This is a genomic window from Reticulibacter mediterranei (assembly GCF_016587455.1).
Genome location: NZ_BNJK01000001.1, coordinates 3029315 through 3045434, shown reverse-complemented (window position 1 = coordinate 3045434; position 16120 = coordinate 3029315). Strand labels below are relative to the sequence as shown.

The 16120-nt window shown below is 50.1% G+C and carries 16 protein-coding genes; 7 read left to right on the top strand and 9 right to left on the bottom strand.

Annotated features, from left to right (window positions below; all coding sequences use genetic code 11):
• Positions 1 to 47 precede the first annotated feature (47 nt).
• Complete coding sequence (locus K3T83_RS12935; protein WP_220203381.1) at positions 48 to 908, top strand: GNAT family N-acetyltransferase; 861 nt, start codon at positions 48 to 50, stop codon at positions 906 to 908.
• A gap of 120 nt (positions 909 to 1028) precedes the next feature.
• On the opposite strand, the gene K3T83_RS12930 is transcribed toward K3T83_RS12935, so the two are convergent.
• Both K3T83_RS12930 and K3T83_RS12925 read right to left on the bottom strand, forming a co-directional pair.
• The gene (locus K3T83_RS12930; protein WP_220203380.1) at positions 1029 to 2165 is read right to left on the bottom strand and encodes a carboxylate-amine ligase; all 1137 of its coding nucleotides are present in this window, start codon (positions 2163 to 2165) and stop codon (positions 1029 to 1031) included.
• Between the two features lie 500 nt (positions 2166 to 2665).
• The gene (locus K3T83_RS12925; protein ID WP_220203379.1) at positions 2666 to 3097 is read right to left on the bottom strand and encodes a cytidine deaminase; all 432 of its coding nucleotides are present in this window, start codon (positions 3095 to 3097) and stop codon (positions 2666 to 2668) included.
• A gap of 225 nt (positions 3098 to 3322) precedes the next feature.
• Here K3T83_RS12925 and K3T83_RS12920 point away from each other — a divergent pair, with 225 nt between their 5' ends.
• The 3 genes from K3T83_RS12920 (at position 3323) to K3T83_RS12910 (ending at position 5653) form a co-directional block, all read left to right on the top strand.
• Entirely contained in the window at positions 3323 to 4012 is a 690-nt protein-coding gene (locus K3T83_RS12920; RefSeq protein ID WP_236065115.1) for a response regulator transcription factor, read from the top strand.
• Positions 4013 to 4242: 230 nt separating this feature from the next.
• Positions 4243 to 5226 (top strand): GspE/PulE/PilB domain-containing protein, encoded by a 984-nt coding sequence (locus K3T83_RS12915; RefSeq protein WP_220203377.1) that lies wholly within the window; start codon positions 4243 to 4245, stop codon positions 5224 to 5226.
• A 214-nt stretch (positions 5227 to 5440) separates the two neighbouring features.
• On the top strand, positions 5441 to 5653 hold the full coding sequence (locus tag K3T83_RS12910) for a helix-turn-helix domain-containing protein (RefSeq protein ID WP_220203376.1): 213 nt from the start codon (positions 5441 to 5443) through the stop codon (positions 5651 to 5653).
• A 165-nt stretch (positions 5654 to 5818) separates the two neighbouring features.
• On the opposite strand, the gene K3T83_RS12905 is transcribed toward K3T83_RS12910, so the two are convergent.
• From K3T83_RS12905 to K3T83_RS12895, 3 genes are all read right to left on the bottom strand, one after another.
• Positions 5819 to 6739, bottom strand: a complete 921-nt coding sequence (locus tag K3T83_RS12905; protein WP_220203375.1) for a hypothetical protein — start codon at positions 6737 to 6739, stop codon at positions 5819 to 5821.
• Positions 6740 to 6816: 77 nt separating this feature from the next.
• The gene (locus K3T83_RS12900) at positions 6817 to 7713 is read right to left on the bottom strand and encodes a GAF domain-containing protein (RefSeq protein ID WP_220203374.1); all 897 of its coding nucleotides are present in this window, start codon (positions 7711 to 7713) and stop codon (positions 6817 to 6819) included.
• Positions 7714 to 7805: 92 nt separating this feature from the next.
• Positions 7806 to 8060, bottom strand: coding sequence for a hypothetical protein (locus tag K3T83_RS12895; protein WP_220203373.1), 255 nt, complete (start codon positions 8058 to 8060; stop codon positions 7806 to 7808).
• 410 nt (positions 8061 to 8470) lie between these two features.
• Between K3T83_RS12895 and K3T83_RS12890 the strand changes: the two genes are divergently transcribed.
• Positions 8471 to 9409 carry a methyltransferase domain-containing protein gene (locus tag K3T83_RS12890; RefSeq protein WP_220203372.1) on the top strand — a complete coding sequence of 313 codons (939 nt, stop codon included), beginning with the start codon at positions 8471 to 8473 and terminating at the stop codon, positions 9407 to 9409.
• Positions 9410 to 9876: 467 nt separating this feature from the next.
• Here K3T83_RS12890 and K3T83_RS12885 read toward each other — a convergent pair whose 3' ends face one another.
• A complete protein-coding gene (locus K3T83_RS12885) occupies positions 9877 to 10107 on the bottom strand; it encodes a hypothetical protein (protein ID WP_236064885.1) in 231 nt (76 codons plus the stop codon).
• 900 nt (positions 10108 to 11007) lie between these two features.
• Here K3T83_RS12885 and K3T83_RS12880 point away from each other — a divergent pair.
• Positions 11008 to 12117: an ABC transporter ATP-binding protein gene (locus tag K3T83_RS12880; protein WP_220203371.1), complete on the top strand. Its 1110-nt coding sequence runs from the start codon at positions 11008 to 11010 to the stop codon at positions 12115 to 12117.
• A gap of 70 nt (positions 12118 to 12187) precedes the next feature.
• On the opposite strand, the gene K3T83_RS12875 is transcribed toward K3T83_RS12880, so the two are convergent.
• The 3 genes from K3T83_RS12875 to K3T83_RS12865 form a co-directional block, all read right to left on the bottom strand.
• On the bottom strand, positions 12188 to 13000 hold the full coding sequence (locus tag K3T83_RS12875; RefSeq protein ID WP_220203370.1) for an endonuclease/exonuclease/phosphatase family protein: 813 nt from the start codon (positions 12998 to 13000) through the stop codon (positions 12188 to 12190).
• A 277-nt stretch (positions 13001 to 13277) separates the two neighbouring features.
• On the bottom strand, positions 13278 to 14147 hold the full coding sequence (locus K3T83_RS12870; protein ID WP_220203369.1) for an LLM class flavin-dependent oxidoreductase: 870 nt from the start codon (positions 14145 to 14147) through the stop codon (positions 13278 to 13280).
• 101 nt (positions 14148 to 14248) lie between these two features.
• Positions 14249 to 15130, bottom strand: a complete 882-nt coding sequence (locus tag K3T83_RS12865) for an arginase family protein (RefSeq protein WP_220203368.1) — start codon at positions 15128 to 15130, stop codon at positions 14249 to 14251.
• A 207-nt stretch (positions 15131 to 15337) separates the two neighbouring features.
• Between K3T83_RS12865 and K3T83_RS12860 the strand changes: the two genes are divergently transcribed.
• Positions 15338 to 15973, top strand: a complete 636-nt coding sequence (locus tag K3T83_RS12860) for a CGNR zinc finger domain-containing protein (RefSeq protein WP_220203367.1) — start codon at positions 15338 to 15340, stop codon at positions 15971 to 15973.
• Positions 15974 to 16120 lie beyond the last annotated feature (147 nt).

Genomic DNA, 16120 nt, shown 5'->3' with positions numbered 1-16120 from the left:
TCATGAGGGTCAGCTTTATAAATAAATAGCATGGAGAAAGGAATACTATGCAGCTGACTGTATATGAGCATGTAGAGCCGTTTTTGCAGAGAGTGAGGGATGAACTGGAGAAGCAGGAGGTCAGGAATTGTTTGCTGCTGGGGATTGCGCTGCGCCTCCATGCGTATCCCGAAAGTGTGAGCAGTCGACCGCATCTGGCAACGATTGAGGATGGTGGAAGGCTAGTGGCGACAGCATTGATGACTCCACCACATAATCTGGTGCTGGCAAGCGATGATCCAGGGGAGGAAGAGGTCTGGGAGCTATTGGCGCGCAATTGGCAGGCGAAGGGATGGCCGATGCCAGGCGTGCTGGGACCATCGCAGGTCGCTCAGAGTTTTGCGCAAACGTGGCAACGCCTGACCGGGCAGCCATACTGGGAAGGTGATCGTGAGCGTGTTTTTGAGTTGACGCGGGTGATTGCCCCGAGACCGGGGCCGGGCCACTTACGAACTGCGACACTGGCTGATCTGGAGCTTGTACTTGCATGGGTTCAGGCATTTTTTGAGGAGGCGTTGCCGGATACCCCCAAAGAGGATGCGGAGGAGACGCGCCGATCGTGGGGGCGAAGAATCGAGCAGGGAGGTATCTATCTGTGGGAATTAGAGGGGGGAGAAATTGTTTCGCTGGCGGCACAAACTCGGCCTGTCTCGACGGTTATTAGCGTGGGTCCGGTCTATACGCCTCCTGAGCAGCGAGGCAAGGGCTATGCGTCGCGTTGTGTAGCAGCGCTCAGCCAGTTGTTGCTCGATAGGGGTTGGCAGCGCTGTAGCCTCTTCACCGATCTGGCGAATCCTACATCCAACAGCATCTATCAAAAGATCGGCTATCGACCGGTCTGCGATTTCAATAAGTATCTGTTTGGATAGAGTGCGACGGGGGACTGGCGATAATAGGGTTGCGGTCGCCAGGAGCCCCCGTCGCGGACACCGGGCTTTCAAATACCCCATCGCTGTTGTATCAGGTGTCAATGCCTTTCATGACTCCCCTCATATCGTCACGTTGCTGGTGCGTTCCAGCGAACATCCTTGCGAGGTCTGCTCCATCAAGAAATGCGCTACAGCGTGCGTACTACCGGTTTCGTGATACATGGCCAACTGACGATCTGCGCCGGTTCCACGTGGGTCTTCCAGCAGAGAGCGCAGATAATGGATCTCCTGCCTGCTGCCCAGGTCATCCAGCACATCATCCACAAAATCAAGCGTTTCGTGAATGGCGTCCCGCATAGATAAACGACGGTTCTGTATGAAATCGACGTATTCAGCATCCAGCCCATAACGAGCGGCACGCCATTTGTTTTCATCGATATAGGCGGTTGGGAGAGCCTGCACGGTAAGGTTGTGTTTGTGTAGCCAGACCAGCTTGGCGACCAGCGCTTGCGAAAGCGCGGCCAGAGCCAGCGTATCTTCAAAGGTTGCGGGCATATCGGCCACGCGAAACTCGATGGTTTTGAAAAATGGATGTGGTCGTACATCCCACCAGATGCGCTTGCCATTGTCGATGCAGCCAGTGCGCATGAGGTTGTCGATGTAGCGCTCGAAATCCAGGGTGGAGGAGAACAGTTCAGGAACGCCGGAGCGGGGGAAGCGTCGCCAGACAATAGCGCGGTACGACTTTAGCCCGGAATTGCGACCGCCCCAGAAGGGAGAATTTGACGAGAGGGCCAGCATATGAGGCAGCCAGGTGCGTAACTGATTTAAGAGCGGGATGGAGAGCTGGTAATCCTCAATGCCGACGTGGACATGCAGGCCAAAGATAAGGATCGAGCGGCCAACATCCTGATACTCCTCTTCCAGAATCTCATACCGATCACTACACGTTCGTGCCTGATCCTGCCAGCGAGACATCGGATGCGTACCAGCGCTGATCAGGGCGAGGCCATCTTCCGCGAGCAGATCAGCAACAGTGGCCCGCAAGTGTTGCAGGTCAAGACGCAAAGCAGCAATATTGGGACAAACATTGGATACGATTTCTACGGTAGACTGCAACATTTCCGCCTTAATGTTTTCACCGAGGAGAGGGACGCCTTTGTCCAGTAGAGGATGAATGTGCGAAGCTAAGAGGCCAGTCTGTTTATTCACGATTTGAAATTCTTCCTCAACCCCAAGTGTGAAACGTTGCGTCATAGCGCTCTCCTTCCACAAGCAAGCTGTTTGTCTGGATGTCAACACGGGAACAAGACATATCTACTCTGCCGATATACAAACGTGATTCACGAGAAAAGGATGGCGAGAAGAGAAAAATAGGAGAAGCAGAGCAATGTCGGAAAATAGAGAAGGAACAGCGAAAACGAGACGCTTTCATCTGAGATATCAGATCTGATAGCCATAAATTGTATCGATGCGCCCGGGCGCTCAGTTGCATACAGGCACCTCTATTGCAGTATCTCGTATCTCTACAAAGTATCAAAAGAGGGGATCCTCTGATACTGTCAGGATAGGATAGTAAGGCGATATATGAGAACGACAGACGATGATGTACTGATAGAACCGCACTACAGTATCAATATTCTGGGGATTCTAGCGTACACAAGAACTCATATGAATGTCAAGGGGAAAAGCCAATAAAATTTTCATAAACAGTGCTTCACGACAAAACTTTCATACAATATTGCACAAACAGTGCTTCACAGCTCGAATGCATGAGGCAGTAGATCGGATACAGTGAAGTTCTGCTCGATACCATCGATAAATATGGTGGCGTGGGGGGCGAGATCAGAGAGCCACTGGCGGCACGCACCGCAGGGTGTACGCGAACCAGGAGGAGCGGAGGGAGGAGCATCGATGCAAGCAACCGCAACCTGAGTGACCGGGCCGGCACCATGTGAGACAGCAGTTGCCAGAGCCGAGCGCTCCGCGCAGAGGGTCAGACCATAGCTTGAGATCTCAATATTGACGCCGGTAAAGACTTCTCCACCAGCGACCAGAGCCGCGCCAACGCGAAAGTGCGAATAGGGACAATGTGCTTTTTGAGCAGCCTCACGAGCCAGTGCAAGTAATTGTTCGCGTTCCATCAGATATGCCTCTTGTCTATTGCTTGATAGAGTATTCTCACCCATAGTATATGTTATGGAGATGTTGAATGTACACACAAGGGGAAAATAGCCAAAAGAACCATGCGTTATAGCTATTTTTGGCCCAAATTGTATCATTATGTTACCCGCTTATACTCATCCCGTTTACTTTATTGGTGGAAAAGCATTGATAGCAACTTAGATGTGGGTGGGGGGTGTACATATCTTCTATTGTATTGTTGGCCTGTAGGAGGATTTCGAGTGAAAATCATGGTGGCGGACGATGACCGCGACATGGTAGACATGTTGAGCTACTGGCTCAAAGGACACGGGTATGACGTTGTGCGAGCGTTCGACGGAGAACAGGCGATTAAGCGCTGGCGCGAGACGCTCCCGGACCTGGTTATTCTGGATATTCAGATGCCGAAGTTAGATGGCTTTGAAGTTTGTCGCCAGATGCGTTCCGAAACGAATTCGATGGTGCTGATCTTAACAGCGCACGATCGAGAGGATGACGAAGTGCGGGGTCTGGAGATGGGCGCTGATGATTATCTGCGCAAACCTTTTAGTCCGCGCCAGTTACTAGCTCGCATTAAAGCAGTGATGCGCCGTTCCAGCAACACACGTGGCATGTCCGGCTCTTCTGCTATTACAGTAGGACCGGTAACGCTGGATGCTATGCGTCATGAAGTGGTGCGAGACGGAGTAAAGGTTCGGTTGACTCCTACAGAAAGCCGCCTGTTACACCTGCTGATCACGCATACGGGACAGGTCTTGACGACCGATATGATAATTGAACGTGTCTGGGGCTACGATGATGCCGGAGACTCTGGGCTGGTGAAGACCCACATTCGCCATCTGCGCCAGAAAGTGGAGCCAGATCCAAACAGTCCACAATATATTATGACGGTTCCGGGCGTAGGTTATACTTTTACCGCACCTGTTAGCGTTGAGTCGTGATTGAACGGCAAGCGAAGTTCTTTTTGCCCAGAGATTATTTTTCATCGTCGCACCTGATGGCTGGTCTGATCGCTCCATGCACCAGCCATCTTAACCAGATTGCGCACATCTTAACCACACTACAACACACTTCCTAGTATTTCCTCAATCTTTATCAATGTACAATACAAGCATAGACGAACGCCCGATTAACGCGTGTTCGTCGTATCTCATGCATCTGGAGCAGAGAAATGACAATACACTTGAAGAAAGACGCTTCACATCCTTTTCCAGCGCAGCTCTCTTCATATATGGCGCAGCAACCAATTGTGCCGGAACCCTGTTACTGTAATCCTCTGTCGTCTCTGCATACAGATCCCGGCAGGGAAGCGAACCCGGAGGCGGACCGGCTGGCCCTGGCCGCGCCTGAATTGCATAACAAGATGCGAGCGCGTCTTCAGGAGCTATTGTCGCGTATCGATACATTGAGCATCATTTTGCTGCATGTTTCGCAGGTGGAACCACCACCTATCGTGCCACCTTCGCAATTGCCGCCCAGACGCCAGCATTATCACGCCCCGGCGGGATTGCTGGATCAGATGATGGTCAATGTGCGGCGTGTTATTCGGGACGATGATCAGATTTTGCTGCAACCAGGATCGGGAGCTGCATTACTGTTGCCACACGTAGATAGCCGAGGAGCATACCGTATCCTTGAACGTATTTACCATAGCCTCGATCTATTGCAAGCAGAGACCGTCATCCCACCATTGACACGCGAAACCCATATAGTGCTGGGCAGCGGTAGCTGTCCAGAGCAAGGGCGGACGCAGGAGCAATTGCTCTATGCGACAGGCGCGGTGGCTCATCACTTAATCTTACGTCCAGCCCTGGCGCTTCAAAGAGGAAGCACATCGTCTTCGGTCGAAGAAGACAACACAATTTATGAACATATCAATGAAACTATGCAGGCCGATAAAGTTAGCCCGCCAGCACCATTTATGCATTTGCCAAAAGTACTATCTCAATCCTTGAAACGCTTGATCCCCTACCAGATGGCGCAAGAGCTACTTTGCGTGCCTGTTGGTAGAGATCAGCACCGTTTGACCGTTGCAATGGCAGACCCCACCAACGGCAACGCCCTGCGCCTTCTGGCAGAACATACCGGCATGACGATCTTCCCGGTCTCCTGCGAAGAGGAAGCGTTACAAGTGCTGCTGACAAAGCGCTGGTGATGAGGCAAAATCGGGCCAATCATATCGGCGGTGATGAATATCCTACTATGTAGACCTTAAAATTAACCAGATCACAACTTATCCTTAACGAGGAAAAGCATCACCATTGGTTACTATAATATGCGTTGAGACACTATTTTGTATCAATAGATGCCGTCCCTCGGTTGTATTGTTAGTGTCAAGAGTACTTATTTAAGTTATTAAGGAGAGAAACATGGTTGTTCAGATGATTCAAGATGATGTTCTTTTAACTTTTAAGGAAGCAATGAACTACCTGCGCGTCAGCCGCTCAACACTCTATCGCCTGATGTGGTCGGGCCAGCTTACCGGGCATAAGGTCGGTAGCACCTGGCGTTTCTACCGTGAGGATTTGCGCGCTTGCGTCGGTCGCGAGATTGCATCGCTGCCCGGCAGCCCTCTCAATTAGATCGACACTCAGACGGAGAACCGCCAGTTACGGCGCGCTTGTGTGAATTAATACAAAAACATTATTATCTTCCTTTTATAAAAAGTTTTATCAAAAATACGACTCATCCCCTCTCAGATCGCGAGAGGGGATGAGTCGTATGATTTTCTGTATTCTCACCAGAGATTAGATCCCGCCGAAATCAACAATCTTCCAGGTGCCGTTGATCTTCTCCAATGAGAGGGCAACGGGATATTTGAGCTGCGTGCGCGTCACATTCACTGTAATCGTCAGATGGGAAAGATCCAGACTGCCCGGACTATTGCTGCCAGTATTGCCATTGATCGATGCCTGGCCTGGTGTATACGAGTGTACCGGACCGTAGCGCGTATCCCGAGCTTCTGCCTGTTGAATAAACTGTTCGCGAGTAAGCCCGCTGATTGTCCCCTTTGGAGCAAGATATGAATATGCTGCCGTATAATTCCGTGCCTGGATGGTGTCGTAATAATTGTTGACAAGAGAAAGGGCGCTGGTTTCATCCTGGACCGTTGGTGCAACGAGCATATATCCCGCCCAGGTACATAGGCCACAACTGAGTACGAGCACGCCTGCCAGCATGGTAATCACAATCCACATCCATTTGCGAGATTTACGCACAGGTGGTGTGGGCATAGAGGGAGGAACTGGCATAAAGGGCGGTGGAAGATGCTCAGTACCCGGCCTACCAGCCACATAGCCAGCTGGGAGCGCGAAGGGCGGCGGGAGCGTTGCTGTACCAGGGGTTCCGGGAGCCTGAGAAGGAGGTGGTAATGGTTGTCCCGCTTCCTGCTCTGCATTCAGATAGAACGAGGGTGGGGGAGGATAGACCAACCCCTGGCGAATGGCCTCTGCGGAAGGCGGAGGCCAATTTGGGTCTGTGGCCGTTGCCCAGGTGTCGGACGCAGGATCATTTGTCGTCTTCTCATTCTCTGACGAGGTGGCAGAAGCCGCATGATCCTGCTCTGTTCCCTCCTGGGAAGCAGGCAACGTATTATCAGTAACAAATTCGTAGAGCGGCTGTGAAGCCTGCCTCTGTTCTTCTTCTGGTGGCTGTTGAGGAATCTGCATAACCCTATTATATACTTTCCACTGTTATTCTGTCCCGCCAATATTCAGCGGAGGCATAGCAGCGTTCAGTTGCTCAGCTACTTTTTGGTATTGAGCTTGTTGAGAGACTCGTGCCACTGTCCTTCAAATTCTGCTTCTAACTCCTGACATACACGGAGTTCGGCCTCGCTGCGAGAGATTGCAAATTTACGAACATACGTAAGGACGCGACCAACGTAGTTTTCTGCAATATAGGCACGTTGTCCGGGCAGAGTAGGCATGGGGCGCAGATTCAAGTATTGATACGAATAGAATTTATCGTCTGGCAGAGCGGTTGCTAGCAACCGTGCAAACTCTTCGACGGCTTTCGAGGCCATCAGATCACGGAAGAACCCAGATTGCGCGCTGGAAACAATCAGGACTCCAGCGATAGAACCGCCGCGCATGACTGGTGTAGCACAGGCGCTCGCCTCGTGCTCATCGACCTCCACCAGCAAGCGACTGTTTTCCTCGGCGCTATCCCAAAACTGAATACGCTGTGTGCTTGCAGCTGCACCTGCTAAGGTATTGCTGCCCAGAAACACCTTGCTTTCAAAGCTAGGCGGCCAGGGTTCGTTGCCCCTCATCATTGACTCACGCAGTGAATGGATACCGGTTGGGCCAGGAGGCATGAGAGCTGCGTAGGTGATAGCCAATCCCTGTTTATCGCCATCAAGGTGTGACAGAGCATACTCGAAAAGTGTTTGTGAGACATGCCAGAAGCGCGTCTCTGGCTCTTCTATAGTATAGACATGTTCCAGAACCTGACAGTAGATATCCTTGTTGACCTCTTGAATAGCGACGAAGGGGGTATCGAGAGCGTCAGGGAATGTTTGACGAATAGCATAGAAAAGAGTATTACGATGTTCAGGTAGTACGTCGGGTAAATTTCGCAGGTGGAGAGGGCGAGGTTCTGAGCTACCGTTCATCCAGCGATAAATAGTATTCTCTGTCACTTCAAGTTCCCTGGCAACACGAGCAATTTCTGAGCGATCATGATGTAAAATAGTGTGTAAAGTTTTGCTGAAGGGAGAGAGTTTCTCGTCAGCTAATCCATAAACCAGATGTTCGTCATCGAATTCAAGCGATGGGGAAGTTGATACATCGTGTCCATTAGATGCAGTGTGATGCGTTGTATTACGTACCCGTGAAAGGTGTTTTTCTCCCTCGGCAACAATTTTTTTACGCGAGCCAGGTGGACGCCCGCGCCTCTTTTTCGCCTGTACAGCCGGGGCAGATTCTTATCAGAAGTGCTGGCAAGCGGATCTGATGCCAGAGTTTCTGTATTTTGCCCAAATTCCATAAAGCGTGTCCTCACTGACCAAAAAACAACATACTATCTACAAAACGTTTTACCCCGTATTATACCATACATAACGCGGCTAAGGTTATATATTTGTGGTCATATGCAATGGAAGATGTAATCTGGTGAGAAGAAATGAGAAATACATGTGTTGACAAGTGCATACAAAGGCAAAAGCATATGGAGGAAAGAAAATCTCATGTGAGCGTGCTCTTGACATCTCTCTGCAAGCGGGTAACATTTGTTTAGTTTGTTATACAAACGCGATATGATTGATTCATTACAATGTTGTTACGAAAGTACTACAATGTAGCAAACAGATAACTTTTCATGTAATATAAATATCGTTACGAGGAATACTTTTCGATCCTCTTCAAAATTATCGATGGCCGGAAGGACTGGGCAGAGTTATGGCAGTAGACAATGTAGTGCATGTTAACGAATGTGGTCTACCGCTGAATGCGATAGAATGGCTAGTAACCCATCACGAAAGTAAGGCATTCGAGCGCGAATGCATGATACGCGATCAACATATTGCGCAAGGGAGTTTTGTGGTAGATGCGGGGTGTGGTCCTGGCTTGTGGACTTCTTTGCTCGCGCAAGCAATCGGCCCCGAAGGTTCCATATTAGGAATAGATATATCGACAGAAGCACTTGTGACCGCTCAGAAGCGCAGCGCCCATGCCTGGTATCGCAACCAGGTGCAATATAAACGAGCCGTACTGGAACAGTTACCAGTAGATCATGGAGCGGCAGATATTATTTTCAGTGCCAATGTCAGTCAATACCTGGATGATCCAGCGGCAACATTTGCGGCGATGGGGCCACACCTCAAGGATGGGGGACGCCTGATTGTGAAAGACATTGATTTCGGTACCATGCGCTTTCACAATATTGATCCCGCTTTGCAAGCGCGTGTGTTCCAGGCGCGGGAGCGGTGGGAGCAGGTACGTGTGGAGCAGGGGTATGCGTTTGAGGATAGCTGGGTTGGCTCCAAGCTAGCGGGGTATCTCCGCGCAGCTGGTTTTACCAACGTGCAGGAACATATGTATCGTGTTCGACGCAAAAATCCATTGCCCGCCAACTTCCGTTATTATCTCTTAGGTATCGCCGAATGGTTCACGTGCGAAGGCGCACCATTCCTCTCGGGTGAGGATATAACAAACTGGTTACAATGTTTTTTTGATGAACAGCAAAATGTACTTGATAAAGAAAATTTCTTATATGAAGAGACGGAGTTCGTCGTCTCTGGCATGTGGAGTGCGCCGCAGACGCGTCGCTACTTCGAGTTCTATCAGGAGCTACCACTTGTGCCAGAGCGCGAAGTCCTCTTAGCGGTTGTCGAGTAGCAGGGGTATAGCTTCTATCAGGAGCAAAAAAACGGGTCAGCAACAGAAATATTTGTTGCTGGCCCGTTTTTTGATATGCGCTGACATGATAGACAACAAAAGAATAGATATTGTATTGCCTCCTCTTAAATATATAGAAATAAGGAGAGGAGGACGCCATAGGGAAGTGGGTGAAATAGCCAGGCAGCATGTGAAAGAGTCACTGAGGGGAAATGTACTCTCCCCATGCCGCCTGGCTATTTCACCCACTTCCCTATGGTGCAGTTTAAAAAAAACAACAATAATAACAAAAAATAGAGCGTTTGTTTCTGCACCACATCCTTTATCGGAACATATACTGACAAGTAGCACCTATAGCCGTATCACCTGCTGTCAGACGACACGATAATCTCATCACACACATTGCAAGTGTACATCTCAAGCACACGTCTCAAAAAAGCTGTGTCTTGACACCTTGTTGCGTTTATTTAACGGGCGGCGCTCAGTTGATCGGCGATCATAGCGATAGCCACATCACCAACCAGGGATTGTAACTGGTTGTGAAGCTGACCCATGTTTTCCATGCGAGCAGTGATAAAGTCGTGTTGTGATGTTCCGTACGAGAGTCCAGACAAACCACGCTGGGCGGCCTCGTACTCGGCGCTGATTTGTGTTAACAAGCGTGCGACTTCACTGCGTTGTTCATCTGCTCCAAGCATGATCTCCCTTTTCCTTTCCTTCCTACCACAATGTTCTGAAGTAACTAACAACATTCATCGGGTTTTGGTTACAATAGACCAATGCTATGTAATTACAATGTGTATCGTTTGTAAAAACAACATATACAATACACTTTATTAGTATGCACGAAGATGTATGTTCTTGTCTAGTGATTCTACGCCTTTTTTCCTAGTCGTGACCTTTTTCATGCAATTTTTACATGTCATAGCAATGTTGTAACATCTGTAATACAAATGAAAGTCCCTTACATGCATAACGACAACATATTTTGTTTCGTCACACTTTGGCGTTGCTGCTATTCAGTTTTTGATCAACTCTATGAACGTCTGGTACTTTTGGCACGCTATCTGCTGTGAAAGGGAGATGCGAACATTTGTGATTGGATAAAAGTTATTTGAGGAGTATGTACGAGTGGACCGTTGCAGAAGAAGACGGCATTGTTTTCTTCTGCGAAACGGTCCGCTCTTGTAGTGTATGGGCTATTGTACACACTCTTACTATATAGAGACTGTGGGGTTCCTGGTGGATTAAAGAAAAATACCGGTTTTTTTTGACCTTTTTTCCGCAATAGCTGTGAAACCTCAAAAACGAGACGAATTTTTCTTTTTTCACACTGTCTTCACGACTAACCTCTTTCATTTTCCCAAAGTTGTGTGTTATACTCTGCTTAGCGCTTGACTGCTCGTCTTCCCAGACAGGCAGTTATGATTTTTGGCAGACTGTTCTGGCAACAATCATTGCAAAGCGTGAAGAGGCCACGTTGACTCCCATCTGAGAAAGTATCTCGATGCAGCGTTGGCACCAAGCGAAAGCTTCTATTACATCAATGAGGAGTAACAGGAAAGAGCCTGTTACCGAAGCGAAAGGAGTAGTCCCTCATGGCACGTGTCCAATTTGAACACATCTACAAGCGCTTCCAAAAAGTGGAAGTTGTCCGCGATATCAATATTGATATCAAAGACAAAGAATTCATGGTATTTGTTGGTCCTTCCGGCTGTGGTAAAAGTACCTGTTTGCGTATGGTGGCCGGACTGGAAGAGCCGAGCGAGGGTGAGATCTACATCGGCGACCGCATGGTAAACGGTGTGGACCCCAAAGACCGCGACATTGCAATGGTCTTCCAGAACTACGCATTGTATCCCCACATGACCGTGTTTGATAACATGGCCTTCGGTTTGAAACTGCGCCATTTCCCCAAGCCTGAAATTAAGAAGCGTGTGGAAGAGGCAGCTGGTATTCTCGGTCTTGAGGCTCTGCTCAAACGTAAGCCGAAAGAACTCTCCGGTGGTCAGCGCCAGCGCGTTGCTCTTGGTCGCGCCATTGTTCGTGAGGCACAGGTCTTCCTGATGGACGAGCCTCTGTCAAACCTGGACGCCAAACTGCGCGTCGAGACTCGCGCGAACATCATCAAGCTGCATCAGCGCATTCAGACAACCACTATCTACGTGACGCACGACCAGGTCGAGGCTATGACGATGGGCGACCGCATTGCGGTTCTCAACGGCGGCATCATCCAGCAGATCGGCGCACCCCAGGAACTTTACGATCATCCCGCAAACCTGTTTGTTGCCGGGTTCATTGGTACTCCGTCCATGAACTTCTTCCCCGGCGCGAAGGTTGTCGGTGAGGGCGATAGCACGAAAGTTGTGCTGGAAGGCGTCGGTCAGATCGCTGTCCCTGCCATCTATGCTGAGCGCGCACGCGCAGCCGCTGGTAAGGATCTTACCTTCGGTATTCGCCCGGTTCACCTGGAGGATGCTTCAATTACTGGTACCAACGGTGCCAGCCAGTCCAGCATCGATGGCTCGGTGGACGTGGTTGAGAACCTCGGCAACGAGTTGCAAGTCTATCTCACCGCTGGCGACAAGACAGTGATTGCTACCCTTGATCCTCGCTCCCGCGTGGTGCCTGGGAATAAAGTCAAGCTGTATGTCGATAGCGATCAGATCCATCTCTTCGACAGCAACACTGGCGAGGCGTTCTTCTAAACCGTACGGCCATAGTAAAATAAATGCGACCGGGATGTGCATAACATCCCGGTCGTTTTTGTTGAGCGCGTTATCTCATCGTAAATGTGGTCACGACAGGATAATGGTCGCTGGGATAGAGCGGAGGCTGAGCATTGCGTACAATGGCACATGATTGGGTTGAGATGCTTCCCGAGGGGTCTCGCAACAGAATCCAGTCGATCCGCTGCGTTTCTCCGCGATAGTTCTCCCCTGTAAATTCCAGCCGTCCAAAGTCGTGAAATGTATATGACATTTGATTAACATTTGTTATGGCGAATGTATCGACAAATCCCTGTTCGCGAAATAGCTGATAGGGAGGAGAGCCGGGAGCACAGTTGAAGTCGCCATTGACGATAACTGGCAGGTTGTAGTATGTTTGCATGGCATTCAACTGCTGTATTATTAACTGCGAACCAGCGAGGCGAGCCTCTTCGCCGACATGATCGAGGTGCGTATTGAGAAAGAGCAGTTCACGCCCATTCTCGACCATACGTAAACGCGCCCAGTTTGCTACGCGGACACAGGCCGCATCCCAGCCAGTGGCAAAAATATGGGGCGTCTTGCTCAGCCAGAAGCCGCCTGCCTCTTGTAGTATTAATTTCTCTGCTTTCCAGAAAATCGCCACGTATTCATGCGGTGGCACCTTGCTCGATGCTCGCAGGCCCAACCAGTATTCATATCCTGGCAAATGGTGTTGATATGTTTCAAGATGGGCAAGTTGCAGCTCTTGAAAACCTATGAGATCGGGCGCGCTGCGTTGAATAGTCTCAACATTGAACGTGGCTCGTCGCTTCCAGGCGTTCTCTCTATCATCAAAATAAGCCCCGCGCACATTAAAGCTCATCACACGAAGATCGGACAAAAACCAGGCTCCTTTCTCTGAGGCCAATTGTTCTTGGGTTGACCAGAAGATACTAATTTCTTCGTGCATTGTATCTCATGCAGGCGGCGAGCAGATGGGCAGGAAGTATGAAGTTGTCGTCAAAGATCAATTTGTGGCTGGCTCGCACACCGATTGCGGAGGGGTATCCCACTATTTTTAACAAATGTTATACCAATGTTCGTTTTTTGTATTGAGCCTGCTCTCAAATGGATAAAAGAGCAGGCTCAATGATCGTGGCTCTCCCTTGACTCTTCGACTACCTCGGTGGTCCAAGCCTGATTCGCGCCCGCATTGCCTCAAGAGGCCAGTTGGTCCAACTTCCCCAACGTTCTGGTACGATCTTTTCCGCCCACCACGTGACACCCACCTGCTCGTATGCGGCGACAATCTCCCGATCCTGAGCAGCGTCTATGCCTGTGGTGATGCCTGAATGAACCACCTCGAAGGGAGCTGTGTATCCCGGTTGAGATGCGACATAACGAACGATTTCTTGTATTTGTGCTGGGGTGAGCATCCCGGTGAGAGGCACATCGCGCCCAACGGGTATAACACCATCGAAGTTTGCTGCACGACGCAAAGGTGCCTTTGCAGGCCACTCTCCCGCAACCCAGATAGGGATGCGCGGAGACTGAACTGGACGCGGCAGAAATTGCGCTTTCTTGATATGAAAGTACGCCCCTTCGTGGTGGTATGGTTCGCCGCTCCATAGCCCACTCAGCACCTCCAGGCTCTCGTCTAACAATGCCCCTAGTGTTTTGGGATTCGTGGCCTCGCCCAGCGCCTCGAAGTCGAAATAGCCACCTCCCGATCCGACTCCCAGGATCAGTCGCCCCGCAGACAGGTGATCCAGCGACACCGTTTGGCGTGCGATTATCCACGGGCGGCGACGTGACAGCAGTGTGACGAGTGGACCTAGGCGAATCGTGCTCGTGCGTAGCGCTATCGCAGCCATCGCAATCCACGGATCAACCATCGGATCAATCGTTGGTGCAAGAGTTGTCCTCGATACCAGATCCCAGAGAAAGAAGCCGTCCCAGCCCGCCTCCTCCGCCTCTTGTGCCAGATTAGCAAGGACCAGAGCATCTCCATAAGGTCCAAAGATGGGGACATAGATCCCGTAACGCATAGATTCCTCCTCATCATGAAGTAGATAACGTGTGAGCATCTCGAAGAGCCGAGATAGGTTTGATCACACTTCTCTATGAAATGTTCGCTTCTTCAAAAACACTAGACCCCTTTCAGGGCAACCGCGAGAAGTTCAATGATTTTGGAGACAGAGGCATGATCAAGATCACGTAAGGAGGCGTATTCGGTCACTTCAATGAGACGTAGCCTGGAATCAGCCAGTATTGTACTCAACAATTCCTGTCCTTCCGTAAGACTCAATCCATCGGCATGGGGGAAATAGGCTGCTGGCATGTCTTGCTTCCTCAGAACATCAATGTCGAAATGGAGGAGGATGGGGGCAGAGGCAGGAATCGCCTGGAGCAGTTGCCGTGCGACCTCTCCAGGTCCGACACGCTGCACGTGATCCAGAGGCAGAGATGTCATCCCCACCTGCTCGGAATCCAGTGTATTGTTCCATCCTATGATGGTTATCTGCGACGACCTGAGCGTTGGACCACCCCAGAAAGGGGAGGGATGCGTTAAGAGCCAGAGTCCCATCGCTGCTGCACTCTGGCAGGTATCAGGCTGCGGCGCGACGCCATCAATATCACCATCAATATAAAGGATGTGAACATCTTCTTTGGATGTGCGCATGAGCGCCTGTGTTGCCCCAACAATCATGCTGCAATCCCCACCAATGAGAAGAGGAACATGCCCTTTCTGCTGCAAGTAAGGAAGGATACTTTCGCTCACACAGTCCCAGGCAATACGGGGGCCAGGCCAATTCTTGATCGGAGGGATATGGTGATGAGGAAGATAACTTGGGATGGCGATATCTCCTTCATCTAACACCTGACATCCGCTGGTAGTCAGTCGCTCAATGATACCAACGTCTCGATAAGCTTGAGCGTCATTCTCACTGCCAGGATAGTGTGAACCTGAACGGAGAGGGATTCCAAACAGGTGATAGATCCGTTCATCTAGAGAACTGTTCTTTGCCATATGCTCCTTCTTTCTAGCGATCATGTTGCCTTGAAAACACTGTCGTTACGAGCTAAAATGATTTAAGTCGTAATAGTATTGTAACTCGACATTTATTACGAGTCAAGTGTATTTTGACCGTAAAAATATAATTCATAAAGGAAGAAAATCATGTCAGAACAGGGTTCGAGGACTCTTTCTTCAGAAAAAGCGAAGGAGGGAGAACAGATGCAGAAGGAAAAAACATCAGCTTCTCAAGAGACGCGCAAGCCTTCTTCGCGACTCGTGGCAGGGGATGTGTCCCTTGATTTTGTAAACACCCGGCAACCCGATGGTTTTCTCCAGAATGCTGCCGACCTGGTTCGCTGGAGCCGAGATATCGGACTGGTTACAGAAGAGAATGTGATAGCGGTCCTGACGGAAGCAGATGCATACCCACAGAAGAGTATGGCGCTCTTCACACGCATCATGATGTTACGGGAAGCCAGCTATCGAGTTTTGTTGGCTTTGATTCACCAGACCTCTCCTGCCACCTCCGACGTACAGGTATTGCAAAGCATGTTTCTCCAGACGAGAAGCCACGAACGCCTTGTCTCTGCTGATCATCGCCTCGCCTGGCAATGGGAATCAGCGGAGAGGCGGCTAACCTGGCTTCACTGGTTGCTCTCGCGTTCTGTTGAGGTTGTGTTGACTTCTCCTCTCATGGAACGGGTGAAAGAGTGTCCTCCTTCTGAGGGGGGGTGTGGCTGGTTCTTTGTAGACAGGAGCAAAAATAGCAGTCGGCAGTGGTGTAGTGATGAATGTGGAAGTCGGGTTCGCATGCGGCGATTGTACGCACGGAAACGGACCAATAACGAGAGATGAGGCAGACTTTGATATCGACCTCCCTAAAAACGATCCGTGACTGCATAAGGATCAAACTTGCTTCAGCGACGAAATTGATGTTTCAAGAGAGGAGCGGTTCCCTGCTTGCCAGGTCCGCACGCTCCTCTCCGACATGCTCAACTGCTT